The organism is Embleya scabrispora (assembly GCF_002024165.1).
Classification (GTDB): Bacteria; Actinomycetota; Actinomycetes; order Streptomycetales; family Streptomycetaceae; genus Embleya; species Embleya scabrispora_A.
Map to the genome: position 1 here is coordinate 625,984 of NZ_MWQN01000001.1, position 14,176 is coordinate 640,159.

The window sequence follows — 14,176 nt, forward strand, 5'->3', positions numbered from 1 at the left end:
CAGGCCCCGCAGCACGCGACGAGCGGGTTTTCCCACCCGCCCCGATGCTTGCCGTCGACACGCCGCGCCGGCTAGGTTCGCCGTCCGACCGCCGAAGACCCACAACACCGCGCACAGGGGACCGCCCACCAAAACACCAGGCACCAAGCAAGCACGAAAGCACCGAGCACCGAGCACCGAGCACCACCCCTGGAGCCCCCTTGCCGACGACCTACCTCACCCCGCTGACCGACCCGAAACGGAGCCCCAGCGCCCACCGCCTGGCCTGGCTGGCCGCCGACACCAACGGCATCCCACGCGGCTCCGCCTTCCTGCGGCTGTTCGACAAACCCGGCCAGGACCACCTGGCCGAGGTGGAGGTACACGTACACCCGGCCGAGCGCCGCGACGGCGTCGGCACCGCTCTGCTCCACGCGGCCGTCGAGGCCGCCCGACAGGCGGGCCGCCGCTCTCTGCTCGCCCAGGCCGAGGCGGACTCGCCGGGCGCGGCGTTCCTGTCCGAGCGGGGATTCCGGGACGTGCTGACCCTGATCTACGCCCGGCTGCCGCTGACCGACCACGAGCCCGACGACGCGGCGTGGGCCACGATCACCGAGCGGGACCACCCCGGCTACCGGCTGCGCTCCTGGGACGGCACCGTCCCGGACGCGCTGGCCGAGACCTTCGCCGCGTCCCGCCGCGCGATGGACGACATGCCGATGGGCGAGACCGACTACGGAACGGTCGTCTGGGACGTGGAGCGCGTCCGTGCGGCGGCCCGGGCCATCGCCGATCGCGGCGAGCTGCTGCATACGGTCGTCGCGATCGACACGGCCGACGGCACCATCGCCGGCTTCACCGAACTGGTCGTACCCGGCGACGGCAAGGGCGACGGTCAGCACTACAGCACGGGTGTCCTGCCCGAACACCGAGGCCGCGGCCTGGGCCTGTGGATGAAGGCCGAGGCCATCCGGCAGGCCAGGGAACGCCACCCCGACCTCACCGCGCTGCTGACCGACACCGCCGACGCCAACCACGCGATGCGCGCCATCAACGACGCCCTCGGCTACCGACCGACCCACCGGTCGACCGAGTACCAACTCGACCTACCGGTGGGCCGATCGCATTGACCGGAGCCGGCGCGGCGGAGAATCAGCAGGGCCCCAGGTCCTGCCACACCCCCCACTGCCCGGTCGTCCCCGGCTCCTCACCCTGCGTCCACCACTTGGCCTTCCACGAATGACCCTTGTATGAAACGGAGTTGCCACTCTGGTAGACCGCCGTGCGATCCCACGCCGCGATCGTGCAGTTGCCCGGCGGGGTGGTCGTCGGAGGGGCCGTGGTCGGCGGGGTCGTGGGCGGCGTGGCGCCCGCGAACCGTACCGAGAACTTGGTGAAGTCCCAGGGTGCCTGCGCAACACTGCTGCACACGCCCGACGTTCGTCCGCCGTTGTCCGGAGGCGTGCACTGCCGGTCGCGATTGACCGACCAGTTGGTGAAGCGCGCCATGTGATGGCTGATCGCGTAGTCGTAGACCGTCTGGAAGTCCGCCTGGTAGAAGTACTCGCCCGTGTCGCTGCGCCCGTTCATCTGCGAAATGCCTTCGTGGGCATAGGCGGTGGCGGCGTCCCAGCCGAACGTGCTGCGCAGGATCGAGTTGAAGTTGGTCAGCGCGGAGGTCTGCGCCGCCGCTCCGTTGAAGCCGCCGTCGAACGGCATGATCGAGAAGTTGTCCGGCGTGAAGCCCTGCGCCTTGGCCTCGTTGAGCATCTGCTTGCCGAACCAGCCGGTGCCGTCGGCGGTGCCGGCGGTGGTCACCGAGATGTAGATGCCGGGATTCTTCTGCTGGAGGATCTTGGCCGCGCCGATCTCGTTGTGGATGGCCGCGCTGTTCTCGTACTCCGGCTCCTCGAGGTCGAAGTCGAGCGCCTTGAGCCCGTACTTGTCGACCACCTGCTGGTACGCGGCGGCGGTCGCCTCCGGCGTGCCGCAGGTCTGACCGAGCTTGGTGCCGCCGTAGCCGCCGATGGACACCGAGACGTCACCGCCCTTGGCTCGGATCGCGGCGATCACGCCCGCCACCGCGGTATCGGTGGCGACCGGCTTCGTACCGTCCCAAGTCGGCGTACAACCACCGCCGTTGGGCGCGAGGATGAACGCGAGTTGGAACGCCTTCAGGCCGGTGGCGTCCATGACCGCTCCGGCGTCCGGCGGGTCGTTGTCGAGCGGCATGAGGTAGGGGGCGGCGGCATACCAGTTGCTCCCGACGCCACCCGGCGCGGACGCGGCGGGTCCGGCGGCGGTGGCTCCACCGGTGAGCGCGAACATCGAAAGCAACCCGGCGGACGCGGCGGCAGCGGCAAGTATGGGGACGAAACGACGTGCCACGGGGGACTCCTGTGGGGGACTTGGTATAGACCAATGGCCAAAGCGTGGCCCTCCCCTTCCGCACCGTCAATACATTGGACTGGACCAATTTCGCCACCCGTCGCACAACCACCCGGTCACCCCGCACCCCTCCCCGGACCCACCGGCCCCGGCCCGAACCGCGCGGACCTGCGCTCCCGCCGGCGGCCCCCGACACCTTCGACGGCTTCGGCTCTCATCCGACGACAGGCACATCACCCGGCCTCAACACCGCGGGACCGGTCTCGATCACCTGGATCGGCTCGTCGGCCGAGATCGAGGTCCTGAAGTCCGGCGCCACGAGATCGTCCGTCTTGTGCACCGAATCGATCCGCACAGCCAACCCCGACGGCGCCTTGCCCTCCTCCACACTGTGGAGGGCGCGACGGCGGCCGCGGAGCTCGTTCCCGAATGTTCGTGCGGGCGTTTCCGGGGGGAGCAAACCAGGTCGTCGGGGGGACTCCGCCGTGGCGCAGGATCGAGGGCGAGGCCTCGTCGGGAGTGTGGTCCGAGCGTGAGCGCCGCCGGAAACCGACCAGACGTTCGGCTCTCCCGTGATTCCCTCACCCCACATCCGCCGCCCCGGCGGGGTGTGCCTTCGCGCAGGTCGAGCAGGAGGGTGTCGCGGCGCATGTGGCGATGTGAGACAGGTCACCGGGAAGTTCATCCGACTTGGTCTGGACCTTTCGTGGTCCGGCGCGGTTATATTCAACCGTCTTTAGTAAACCGAGCATGCAATAAATCCGCGCCGCACAGGCGTCGGAGAGCCGAGGGGGCGTCCGTGAGCAGCATGGCGACAATGCCGGACGAGACGGCGGTCTTCGGCGAGCCCAAGTACTGGCAACTGCGCACCTCGCTGCTCAAGGCGATCGACGAGGACTTCAACTCCGGCGACATCCTCCCCAACGAGCGCGACCTCGCCGCGCGCTTCGGGGTCGCCCGGGCCACCCTTCGACACGCCCTGGAGCAGTTGGAGCTCGAAGGCCGCCTGGTCCGCAAGCGCGGCGCCGGCACCACGGTCGCCGGCCCCCGCGTCGACGTCTCCCTCGGCGCCGACGGCGAGGGCTGGCCGGGCGTGGACCTGCGCGACCGCGAGGTGATCGACTGCGCCACCGTGCCGGTCACCGAGGAGTTCGCCGACACCCTCAAGGGCCGCCCCTCGGCCCTGGTCCACCGCCTGCGCCGGCGCCAGTTCTCCATGCGCCAGGTGGTCGGCCTGGAATGCCTCTACGTCTCGCGTGCCGTCGTACCCTCCCTCTCCACCCGCGTCCCGAACTTCGAGCGCGCGTCGCTGATGTTGCGTCAGCTGCGCGGCCACCGCCTCGAAGGGCGCCACCGCGCGGTCGAGTTGGCCGTGGCCGAGGCCGAGGAGGCGCGCTACCTGGAGCGTCCGCCGGGTACCGCCGTCCTGGTCGTGACGACGACGTACACCGCGCTCGGCCGTACGGCCGCGGTCACCGTGGCCACCTACCGCGCCGACACCTGCCGGCTCGCCTTCGCCGAGGCCGGGCCGACCGCACTGCGCCCCGCGTCCTGATCCGACCCGAAATCCGGGTACCATCCGCGCCTGGCGACGACGGCGTGCACGACGGGCGCGGCGGCCCGGACGAACGTCCCGTGTGCGACGCGGGGAGAGGACACGAGCTGTGGCACAGGCGACCGGCGGGGATTCCTCCGTGGTCCGGCGGATCAATTCCGCGGCGACCCTGCGTGCGTTGCGCGGCGGCGAGGTGCTGACGGTGACCGCCCTGATGGAGGCCACCGGTCTGTCCCGACCCACCGTCGAGGGCGTCGTCGACGGGCTGCTCGCCGAGGGCCTGGTCGTGGAGACCACCACCGCCGAGGGCGAGGACGGCAGCCGTCCGCGCGGCCGTCCCGCCCGGCGCTTCCGGTTCCACGCGGAGGCCGGCCACCTGCTCGGCATCGACGTCGGCGTACACCGCATCCGGGTCGTCCTCGCCGATCTCGGCGGCACCATCATCGGCCGCGCCGCGCGCACCGTCGAGGAGGGCTGCGAGGCCGAGGACCGCCTGGAACGGGTCCGCGCCGCGGTCAGCGAGACCCTGCGGCGGGCCCAGGTCTCCCGCAATTCGCTCTGGGGCGTGGGCGTCGGCACTCCCGGCATCGTGGACACCGAGGGTGTGGTCACCCTGTCCTCGGCGATGCCCGGCTGGACCGGCCTGGACCTCGGCGGCCGGCTCGGCCGCTCGTTCAGCTGTCCGGTCCAGGTGGAGAACGACGCCAACCTGGCCGCGATCGGCGAGCGCTGGAAGGGCGTGGCGGTCGGCTCCGACGACATCGTCTACGTGATGGCCGGCCTCAGCCCCGGTGCCGGCTCGTTCATCAACGGTCGGCTGCACCGCGGCTTCGGCGGCGCGGCCGGCGAGATCGGCGCACTGCACCTGCTCGGCCGCCAGGTCACCCCGGAGAACCTGCTCTCCACCACGGGCACCCCCCTGCCGCCGCTGGACGAGGCGGCGGTCGGCGAGGTGTTCCGGCACGCGGCCGAGGGCGACCGCACCGCGGGAGAGGCGGTGGACCGCTTCGTCCAGCGCCTGATCCACGACGTCACCGCGCTGGTCCTGGCCCTCGATCCGGAGATCGTGGTGATCGGCGGCTGGGCGGCCGGCCTCGCCGACGCCGTCCCGCCCCTGACCGCCGAACTGCGGCGCCTGTGCCTGCGCATGCCGCGCGTCGAACTGTCCGCCCTCGGCGCCGACGGCGTGGCCCTGGGCGCCGTCCGCGTGGCCCTCGACCGCGCCGAACACCGCCTCTTCGCCGTCGAACACACCGGCTCGGCACGGGCCTAGGCCGGGTCCGCGCCGCCCGGTACCGCGCCTCGCCGCACCAAAAAACAGAATCAGTTGCGGCCCCTTGCCCGGCACGCCGATACACGTCACCGCACGCGCCCGCCCGAGGGCGTCCCCGACCGCAAACCGATCGGCGAGACGCCCACGACCCGGTCCGCGCACGCCCCACCTACCCCGCGTCGCCCACCCGCTCGATGATCACCACCGGAATCTCCCGAGCCGTGCCCTCCTGATAGGCGCGATACGACGGCATCGCCGCCACCATCGACGCCCACAGCCGCGGCTTCTCCGCCGGCGTCGCGGTCCGGGCCCGGGCGGCGAAGGCCTGCCCGCCGATCTCGACCGTCACCCTCGGCTCCGCGACCAGGTTGAGGTACCAAGCCGGATGCCGATCGGCCCCCCGGTTCGACCCGGTCACGATCCACCGGCCACCGTCGCGCACGTACACCAGCGCGGTCCGCCGCAGCAGCCCCGACCGGCGCCCGCGCGTGGTCAGCAGCAGGTCGTCCACGCCCTCCCGGGCCTGCCCGCCGGTCGCCACCAGGCGCCGGATGTGGTCGGCCACCCACGGGTCGGGGCTGTCCACCCCACGCTCGCCGGCCGGCCGCCCGGTCATCGGCCGTCCTCGATCCCGACGTGCACGCCGTGCAGGGTGGGGGTGTCCACCTCGTCGAGCAGCGCGATGGCGAAGTCCGGGTAGGAGACCCGGCTTTCGGCGGCACCGTCGGCCCGCCGCCACACGCCGGTGCGCGTACCGGCGTGGTCGAAGTCCCCGGCCGGGCTCAACACGACCCAGTCCGGGCCGCCGCCCGCCTCGCGCAGCACCGCGTTGCCCTCCCCGTGCGCCAGGTAGAACTGCCGGTACTCCTGCGGATATCCCGCCGTGTCCATCAACAGCACGCCGGACGCCGTCGGCAACACCGAGGCCAGCCCCACCCACACCAGCCGCCGTACGCCCGCCCGGTCGAGCCCTTCGCGCAGCGCCCGCACGGCGCGCGGAAAGAAGTCCGCGGTCGGCGCCGCCGGGTCGTACACCGCCGCGATCGCTCCGTCGTGACCCGCCGCGAGGTCGGCCACCGCGTCCGCGTCCGTCACGTCACCGGCGACCACCCGCACCCGCGCCCGGGCCGGATCCCCGTACTTCGCCGGATCACGCACCACCGCGGTGACCCCGTGCCCGCGCCGCAGCGCCTCGGCGATCGCGGCCCGACCGGTCCGACCACCCGCGCCGAAGACGATGATGTCGCTCATCCAATACACCCCGTATATCCGGGTCGATCCCTGCGTCGACCACCGCCACGCACGCTATCCGGGGGCGTGGTTACCTCCCGGGTACCGACTACGGTGGACCCATGAGCGAGGCCACGAGGGAACCCACGGGGGAACCACTGCGGGCGGACATGTTCGACCCGGTCTGCCCGTCGAACCTGTCCCCGATCCGGTTCGGCGACAAGTGGGCGGGGATGATCATCCGCTGCCTGGAGGGCGGCCCGCGCCGCTTCTCCGAGTTGCGCGTCCCGATGCACGGCGTCACCGCGAAGGTGCTCACCCAGTCCCTGCGCGCGCTCGAACGCGACGGCCTGATCAGCCGCACCGCGTCCGAGACCCCGGTCCGCCGGGTGACCTACGCCCTCACCCCGCTGGGTCGCGGCATGCTGGTCCCGATGGCCGCGGCCTGCGCGTGGGCCGCGGCCAACTGGGACGAACTGCTGGACGCCCGCGAGGCATCGACGGTCCTGGACCGTACCGCCTGAAAAAGGGCCCGGGCCGCCACTCCGCCCGAGCCCGCCACGCCTACCGCGTCTGCGTCACCTTCGCCAGCGCCCGCGGCGCGTCCGGGTCGCACCCGCGCCCCAACGCGATCTCGCGCGCCAGCAGTTGCAGCGGCAGGATCTCCAGGATCGGCGACACCTCCTCGGCCACCCCGCCCGGCAGCACGAAGCCCCGGCCGTACTCGGCCACCGGCTCGGCCGCGCCGACCAGGAACAGGTCCGCTCCGCGCTCGCGCAGCCGGTCCAGCACCGGCCGCAGTGCCCGCCCGCCCGCACCCTCCGGCGCCACCGCCAGGACCGGCCAGCCCGGGTCCACGATCGCGAGCGGCCCGTGCATCAGGTCCGCGCCCGAGAACGCCTGGGCGCCGATGTAGCTGGTCTCCATGATCTTCAACGCCGCCTCGCACGCGGTCGGATACCCGTAGCCGCGCGCCGTCGCCACGAGCCGGTCCGCGAACCGGTACCGCTCGGCCGGTGCCTCGATCTCGGCCTGCCGCTCCAGGACCGCCCGGGCCGCGGCGGGCAACCCCTGGGCCGCCTCCCCCGTACCGCCCCTGATGTGGTCCACGAGCAGGAACAGCGTGAGCAGTTCGGCCGTGTATGTCTTGGTCGCGGGCAGCGCGAGTTCGGGGCCGGCCAGTACGTCCAGGTGCAGATCGGACTCCTGGGCCAGCACCGAGTCGGCGTTGTTGGTCACCGCGAGGGTGAACGCGCCGTCCTCGCGGGCCTGCCGGGCGGAGGCGATCAGGTCCGGCGAACCCCCCGACTGACTCACCGTCACGACCAGACAGTCGGCCAGTCGCTGCCGGGCGCGGTATGCGGTCGTGGTGGACATCGAGGTGAGCCCGGCGGGCAGGCCGAGCAGGACCTCGGTGAGATAGCGCGCGTACAGCCCGGCGTTGTCGGACGTCCCGCGCCCGGTGAACAGGACGAACTTCGGGTCGCGGGCCCGGATCTCGGCCGCGGCCGCCCGGATCGGCCCGAGCCCGTCGGCCAGGATCCGGGCCAGCCCCTCGGGTTGCGCCGCGATCTCGCGGGCCATCACCGACCCGGGCACGGGGGAATCGAGCATGTGGGTGGTACCTCCGGACTGCGACGAAGCGGAGTACGAGGCGAGGGCGGTACGGGCGAACTCCCCGCCTCCGACCCGCCTCGACCCGCCCCGGAACGACCTCCGGCGCGGTGCCCCGAAGGTATCCACCGCGCCGAGCAGCGGGCAATATTGGTCTAGACCACTATCGAAGGCAGACAAAAGCGGGCACGCGCCCCGCGCATGCCCGCTTCCTCCGCCGATCCGGCTACGCGTTCTCGCGTGCCCGCCCGGCGACGACCCGGTCCGGATCGGCCTTGCGCAGATCCACCCTGCCCACCGGTACCGCCGTCGACTCGCGTCGCGCCTGTCGCCTGGCCCGCAGCCACACACCCGGCATCGCACCGAACGTACGCACCCGGGCCACCGGTACGGCCACCACCGCCCGCACCCGCTCCCGGGGCCCGTCCGTCCAGGCCAACCACCCCGGCCGGGTCCGCCCCGCGAGCAGACCGAGCACGATCGCCGCACCCACCGCGATCAGGTGCTCACGGCCGGCGAGGTTGGGCAGGATGATCGACTCCAGAACCATCGACCCGCCGGTGATGGTGAAGAGTATGGGCGCGCGGTGGATGATCGACAGGTACGTGAACAGGCCCACCACCGCCGCCGAAGGGCCGGTGTCCAGCACGTGCGCCGCCGAGGACGGCAGGCCGAGCGCGTGGTCCGGGCCGATCGCGATCATGATCCGGGCGCCCATCGTGCCCGCGAGCGTGGTCACGTACGCGACCATCAGCGTGCGGCCCGCGCCGAGCGAGAGCTGGGCGATCGCGAATGCCAGGAAGAGCTGGGTGATGCCGGCCCACACCGGCAGGTTCAGCGCGGGCACGAACAACGAGATCGGCGTGCGCAGCAGCGCCAACCACAGCGGCAGGTCGGCACTGACCCCGCCGACGAGGCGGACCACGGTCTTGCCGGCCGGGGTCTGCCCGATCGCGTGGAAGAAGATCACCGCCGAGCTGGCCACCACGGCGAGCGTGAGACCCTTGCCGCGACTGCGCCACAACTGACGCACCGGGTCGGCCACGATGCCGCGCCACTCGCCGCACAACGTGCGCCACAGGAAGAGGAGCAGCTGCCACGGTGCGGACCACAGCGCGCCGCGGACACCGCCGCGATCCGCCGTCGAGACGGTCCGGGTCGTCGTGTCGGCCCCGCCGGTCGTCTCCGTCGCGGCGGGCCGCCGTGACTCGACGAGGGTGCCGGTGGGTGCGGACCCGCCGCCGGCGGCGACGTCGTCGCCGTCGTCCCGGCGATCGTCGAGAACGCGCAACACTGCTGATCAACCCCCAACGACTCGTCGAGTCCGACAGCCCCGGACCCGAGCCGGTGGCGATGTGGTGTTCACCAAGCCCTGCCCTCTGCAGCGTCATCGTAGGACGAGGACACGACACACCGGTCGGGTGGTTTGACGCAGGGCGGGCGCTCCGCGGTTGCGACAGGTTCCGGTCGACCGGGCGATGCGGGGGGTGGTGAACCGCTGTTCCGTCTCACAGATTACCGACTTTCGCCGCCGGCCACTGTCAACCGAATCGATGACATGACCGGGGCGGCGTCATCATCTGGTCGTACGTTGCGTCTCCTCTCCCCCTCCCACCTGCACGTATGCGGAACGCGCGGCTTCGGTACCGCCGCAATCGCCCGCCCCCTCCCGTCGGTTGGCGGGTCTGCGGCGGCAGAGGAATTCCCGACGCGGGGCCCACACGTGGCGAAACCGCCCGAACTCGGAGGGTGATATCCGCGATCGGGCGGTCTCGTCGACGGTCGGTGGCGCGAGTCTGCGGGCGCGATGGTGAAACCTTGCCCAGCCGACACCCAGGAATTGCCCAGCCTTTGCCCAGTCCCACCCGATCGGCGGCCGGCCGGGGCTCCGCCGTGCCCTCGATCAGGCCCCGTTCAGCGCCTCCGTGGGTGGCAGTCGCGCCGCGCGTCCGGCCGGGTACAACCCCGCCAGTGCGCCGATCGCCACCGATGCCGCGACACCGCCCAGGATGGCCGGCCACGGCAGCACCAGCGGCCACCCCTTCGCGTGCGCGTACCCGCTCGTCACGATCAGCCCGAGCAGCACGCCGGCCACGCCGCCGAGGCCGGACAGGGTCACCGCCTCGGTCAGGAACTGGAGGCGGATCTGCCCGCGCCCGGCGCCCAGCGCACGCCGCAGGCCGATCTCCTGGCGGCGTTCCAGTACGGAGATGACCATCGTGTTGGCCACCCCGACCCCGCCGACGAGCAGCGCCACCGCGCCGAGTCCGACGAACAGGCCGGTGAAGGTGTTCTTGGCGGCCAACTGCGCCTCCAGCGCGTCCGACGGACGACTCACCTTGACCGCGCCGGGATCGGCCGGGTTGGCCGTCGCCGCGAGCACGTTGCGGACATCGGCGACCGCGTTCTCGTCGGAGCGCTCGTAGATCCGGGTCGGGTGCCCGTCGAAGCCGAGCAGGTCCTTGGCGGCCTGCCAGCCGACCAGCGCGGATCGGTCCACCTCGGGGGCCAGCGGCACCGGCTTCAGCACGCCGATCACGGTGAACCAGCGGTCGCCGATCCACACCTGCCGGTTCGGCCCGTCGACCCCGAGCAGCTCCGCCGCCCGCGCGCCGAGCACGACCGTGGGATAGCGGGAGGTGGCCGCGTTGAACCACTGCCCCTTGCCGACCCGGCCGCCGATCGTGCCGAGCAGATCCTCGCGGGCGGCCGCGACGGTGATGCCCTTGGTCTCGCGCGGGTCGATCCGGTCGGTGCGGCGTACGCTCCGGCCCTCGAGGTGGGCGGTCGCGCTCGCCGAGGTCACCGGACCGATCCGGCGCACCATGTCCACGGCCTCCTCGGGCAGTTGCAGCCGGGTACCGAACATGGTCTCGCCCGGTCCGACCGAGAGCATGTTCGTGCCCAGGCTGCGGATCTGGTCCATCAACCGGGCCTGGCTGGCCGCGCCGATGCCCAGGACCGCGACCATCGCGGCGATCCCGATGGCGATGCCCAGACCGGACAGGATCGCGCGCATCGGGCGCCCGCGCACGCCGAGCAGGCCGACCCGGACCACGTCGACCGGACCGAGCCGGGCGGTGTCCGGCAGCGGGACGAGGGTGGATCGCGGGCCCGGGTCCCGGCCGAGGATCACCATCCGGCCACCCCCGCCGGCTGCGCGCTCGGCACGCCGCTGTCCGCGTGGATGCGACCGTCCAGGATCTCCACCCGCCGGGGCAACGACCGGGCGATGCCCGGGTCGTGCGTGATCACCACGATCGTGGTGCCGTCCGCGTGCAGTTCGTGCAGCAGCCGCATCACCGTCGCACCGGAACGCGAGTCCAGCGCACCGGTCGGCTCGTCCGCCAACACCAGGGCGGGACGGGCCACCAGCGCGCGGGCGATGGCCACCCGCTGCCGCTCGCCGCCGGACAACTCCCTCGGGACGTGGTCGAGCCGACTGCCGAGGCCGACCCTGGCCAGCGCATCGGCCGCGCGTTCGCGCCGCTCGCGGACCGGGATCCCGTGGTAGTAGAGGCCGTTGGCGACGTTGTCCACGGCGGTGAAGTGATCGGTCAGGAAGAACTGCTGGAACACGAAGCCGATCCAGTTCGCCCGCACGCCGGAGAGTTGACGATCCGTCAAGCCGGCGATGTCGTGGGCGAGCAGGCGCACCGTGCCCTCGGTCGGCCGGTCGAGGGTGCCCATCAGTTGCAGCATCGTCGACTTGCCGGACCCGGACGGCCCCACCACCGCGAGCAGTTCGCCCGCCTCGATGGTCAGGTTCGCGTCGATCAGGGCGTGCACGCCACCCGGGTAGGACCGGCCGACGCCGTCGAGTTCGATCACGGGCGCCGCGCCGCCGGGGCCGGCGGCCGAGGCCGACTCGGCCGCGCCCGACGAGCTTTTGCGGTACCTCCTCATGCCTTGGGCACCCCGACCTTCAGTCCCTCGGTCACACCGTCGCCGGTGACCTCGACCCGTCCGTTGGCGAACATGCCGAGTTCGACCTTCAACAGCCGGGTGCCACCGTCGGGTTCGACCGCCTCGACGCCGTAGCCGCCCTCGGTGAGCGCGAGCAGCGCGTTGACCGGGACGGTGAGCACGCCCTTCTTCTCCTTGCCGGTGAACCCCACGGTGACCGGCGCGCCGTCCAACGTGCCGGCGTCCTTGGGCTGGTCGAGGGCGATGTCCACGGGGATGGTGGCCTTGTCGCCGCCCGACGGCGCGCCCGGGGTCTGGTCGCCCTCCTTGGCCACCGTGCCGACCTGGGTGATCGTGCCGCTCGCGGTCTTGCCGCCGGGCAGGGTGACCTGGACCTTGGCGCCCTTCGTGGCGAGCGTCTGCTTGTTCACGGGCAGGTTCACGGTGACCCGGCGGCCGGTGCCGCTCGCCTTGAGCAGGGGCCCCTGCGAACTCGCGCCGAGCGTGGCGGTGACCTCGCCGACCCGGACCGAGTCGGGCAGCACCACCGCGTCGCCGGGATCGAACCGGCCGGTCTGCTTGTGGCCCGTGTCCTTTTGCCACTTCTTCAGCGCGGTGGCGGTCGCGTCGGTGAACTTCTCGTCCACGGTGAATCCGCCGTAACCGAGCGCCTGGAGGTTCTGCTCCAGTTCGCGGACGTCCACACCCTTGTCGACGCCGACCGACAACGCCCGCCAGAACGGCGTCTCGCCGTAGAACAGCGGCACCTTGGTACCGTCCCGGCCGTAGACGCGGTCGCCGCGCACGAGGGTGTCGCCGACGCCGGGGAGCCAGGTGATGGTGCCGGGGCCGGGGTTGTTGCCGCCGTCGGGGGGTGCGTTGCCGGTGCCGGGCGCGTTGCCGGTGCCGGATGAGGTGCCGCCGCCGGTTGCGGAGCCTCCACCTCCACCTGATGTCGAGCCTGTGCCGGGGCCCTTGCCCGTGCCCGGGTTCGCGCCGGGGTTGCTGCCCGAACCCGCGCTCTGGCCGGAGTTGCCGCCGCCGCCGGATCCGCCCTGCGGTTTGTTGGCACCGCCGCCCGGCGTCTCCGGGTCCGCGCCGGGTGCCGCCGCGTTCACCGAGTAGGTGCCCGCGTAGCCGAGCTTGCCGTCCACGTTCTGCCGGTCGACCAGATCGGCGCGGGTCACCGGTACGGCGTCCAGCTTCGTGCGGTTCGCGGATGCGTCGGAGCCATCACCGCCGTCGGACAGCAGTACCGCCGCCGCGCCGCCCGCCGAGGCCAGGACCAGCGCCGCCGCCAGTGCGCGCCGCCGCCGGCGCCGGCGCCGCTCGCGCGGGTACGCCGTGCGATCGGGGGCCACCGGCCGCGGCGTGCTCTCCTCCTCGAACTGCTGCGGGGTGTCGATCGAAACCACGAGGCGGCCCCTACTTCTGCTTCTCGAACGGCGGGACCTTCTTGTTGCATATCTCGATCGCCTTCATGACCTTGTCGTCACTCGCGTCGATCGTCACCGCGGCGGCACCGCCGCCACCGTCGTCCATGTTCTCCACGCCGTTCTCCCGCATGCAGGCCGCCCGTTTGGCCTGCCACTCCTTGAACTTGGGGTCGTTGGGGTCGAAGTCCAGCTTGGGCTGGAACTTCTCGCACGCCTTCATCGCGTTCTCGGTCTTGCTCATGTCGCCGTCCATGGTCATCGCCGGCATCCGCATCGCGCCGCCCTCGCCCTGCTCCGGGTCGGGCATGTCGATGCCGTTCTCGCGCATGCAGCTCGCGAACTTGACCATCTGCTCGTAGCGCGCCTTGGCGTCGTCCTTGCCGGCGCCCTGCTGACCGCCCGCCTTCTGGTCCTTGCCGGCGCTGCCGCCGCCCGAGGCCACCTTGTTCTTCGCCGACCCGCCGTCGTCGCCCCCGCACCCGGCCGTGGTCAAGGCGAGGCCGCCCACCAGAACCATGCAGGCCGCCCACCGCAACACCAGGGGCCGTCCCGATCCCGTGCGCCCGAACCTCGTCATCACTGCCGCTCCCGCCTGTGGTCCCCGCCGTCGTCCGGCCCGGTGGTCCGGACGTCCGGTCGCACGTCCCGCCCACGGCGTCGTGGGCGGGGTGTGTGCGACAGCAGGTCTACGTGGCGGCGGGTTTCCCGGCCGTCACCCGAATTGGTTATCCGGAGCTAACACGGGGTCGCGTATAAACGGTGGGGGTCGACTCGAAGTCGGCCATTTCCCCCCAA

The 14,176-nt window shown here is 72.2% G+C and carries 14 protein-coding genes; 4 read left to right on the top strand and 10 right to left on the bottom strand.

All coding sequences use genetic code 11. From position 1 onward, the window contains the following. Nucleotides 1-200: 200 nt before the first annotated feature. Nucleotides 201-1,109: a GNAT family N-acetyltransferase gene (locus tag B4N89_RS03040; protein WP_078974326.1), complete on the top strand. Its 909-nt coding sequence runs from the start codon at nucleotides 201-203 to the stop codon at nucleotides 1,107-1,109. A 22-nt stretch (nucleotides 1,110-1,131) separates the two neighbouring features. Here the strand turns inward: B4N89_RS03040 and B4N89_RS03045 are convergent, their stop codons facing one another. Next, the gene (locus tag B4N89_RS03045; RefSeq protein ID WP_201260955.1) at nucleotides 1,132-2,307 is read right to left on the bottom strand and encodes a chitinase; all 1,176 of its coding nucleotides are present in this window, start codon (nucleotides 2,305-2,307) and stop codon (nucleotides 1,132-1,134) included. 274 nt (nucleotides 2,308-2,581) lie between these two features. Beyond that, nucleotides 2,582-2,755 carry a hypothetical protein gene (locus B4N89_RS49585; protein WP_161500604.1) on the bottom strand — a complete coding sequence of 58 codons (174 nt, stop codon included), beginning with the start codon at nucleotides 2,753-2,755 and terminating at the stop codon, nucleotides 2,582-2,584. 420 nt (nucleotides 2,756-3,175) lie between these two features. Between B4N89_RS49585 and B4N89_RS03050 the strand changes: the two genes are divergently transcribed. Together B4N89_RS03050 and B4N89_RS03055 are read left to right on the top strand one after the other, a co-directional pair. Next, a complete protein-coding gene (locus B4N89_RS03050) occupies nucleotides 3,176-3,922 on the top strand; it encodes a GntR family transcriptional regulator (RefSeq protein ID WP_078974328.1) in 747 nt (248 codons plus the stop codon). 109 nt (nucleotides 3,923-4,031) lie between these two features. Then, nucleotides 4,032-5,195, top strand: coding sequence for an ROK family transcriptional regulator (locus B4N89_RS03055; RefSeq protein WP_078974329.1), 1,164 nt, complete (start codon nucleotides 4,032-4,034; stop codon nucleotides 5,193-5,195). Between the two features lie 169 nt (nucleotides 5,196-5,364). Here the strand turns inward: B4N89_RS03055 and B4N89_RS03060 are convergent, their stop codons facing one another. After that, nucleotides 5,365-5,811: a nitroreductase/quinone reductase family protein gene (locus B4N89_RS03060; protein WP_078974330.1), complete on the bottom strand. Its 447-nt coding sequence runs from the start codon at nucleotides 5,809-5,811 to the stop codon at nucleotides 5,365-5,367. Further along, nucleotides 5,808-6,446, bottom strand: a complete 639-nt coding sequence (locus tag B4N89_RS03065; RefSeq protein ID WP_078974331.1) for an NAD(P)-dependent oxidoreductase — start codon at nucleotides 6,444-6,446, stop codon at nucleotides 5,808-5,810. Before B4N89_RS03065 ends, B4N89_RS03060 begins: the two co-directional genes overlap by 4 nt. A 101-nt stretch (nucleotides 6,447-6,547) precedes the next feature. Here B4N89_RS03065 and B4N89_RS03070 point away from each other — a divergent pair, with 101 nt between their 5' ends. Continuing rightward, nucleotides 6,548-6,949, top strand: a complete 402-nt coding sequence (locus B4N89_RS03070) for a winged helix-turn-helix transcriptional regulator (protein WP_078974332.1) — start codon at nucleotides 6,548-6,550, stop codon at nucleotides 6,947-6,949. Nucleotides 6,950-6,989: 40 nt separating this feature from the next. On the opposite strand, the gene B4N89_RS03075 is transcribed toward B4N89_RS03070, so the two are convergent. The 6 genes from B4N89_RS03075 to B4N89_RS03100 form a co-directional block, all read right to left on the bottom strand. Continuing rightward, on the bottom strand, nucleotides 6,990-8,039 hold the full coding sequence (locus tag B4N89_RS03075; RefSeq protein ID WP_078974333.1) for an SIS domain-containing protein: 1,050 nt from the start codon (nucleotides 8,037-8,039) through the stop codon (nucleotides 6,990-6,992). 226 nt (nucleotides 8,040-8,265) lie between these two features. Then, nucleotides 8,266-9,333 (bottom strand): hypothetical protein, encoded by a 1,068-nt coding sequence (locus B4N89_RS03080; protein ID WP_101896979.1) that lies wholly within the window; start codon nucleotides 9,331-9,333, stop codon nucleotides 8,266-8,268. Nucleotides 9,334-9,942: 609 nt separating this feature from the next. Beyond that, a complete protein-coding gene (locus B4N89_RS03085; RefSeq protein WP_078974334.1) occupies nucleotides 9,943-11,178 on the bottom strand; it encodes an ABC transporter permease in 1,236 nt (411 codons plus the stop codon). Beyond that, nucleotides 11,172-11,945, bottom strand: a complete 774-nt coding sequence (locus tag B4N89_RS03090) for an ABC transporter ATP-binding protein (protein WP_078974335.1) — start codon at nucleotides 11,943-11,945, stop codon at nucleotides 11,172-11,174. The genes B4N89_RS03085 and B4N89_RS03090 overlap by 7 nt, the downstream gene beginning before the upstream one ends. Next, on the bottom strand, nucleotides 11,942-13,360 hold the full coding sequence (locus B4N89_RS03095) for a peptidoglycan-binding protein (protein ID WP_101896980.1): 1,419 nt from the start codon (nucleotides 13,358-13,360) through the stop codon (nucleotides 11,942-11,944). Before B4N89_RS03095 ends, B4N89_RS03090 begins: the two co-directional genes overlap by 4 nt. A gap of 10 nt (nucleotides 13,361-13,370) precedes the next feature. Continuing rightward, nucleotides 13,371-13,958, bottom strand: coding sequence for a hypothetical protein (locus B4N89_RS03100; protein WP_143657809.1), 588 nt, complete (start codon nucleotides 13,956-13,958; stop codon nucleotides 13,371-13,373). Between the last annotated feature and the right edge of the window lie 218 nt (nucleotides 13,959-14,176).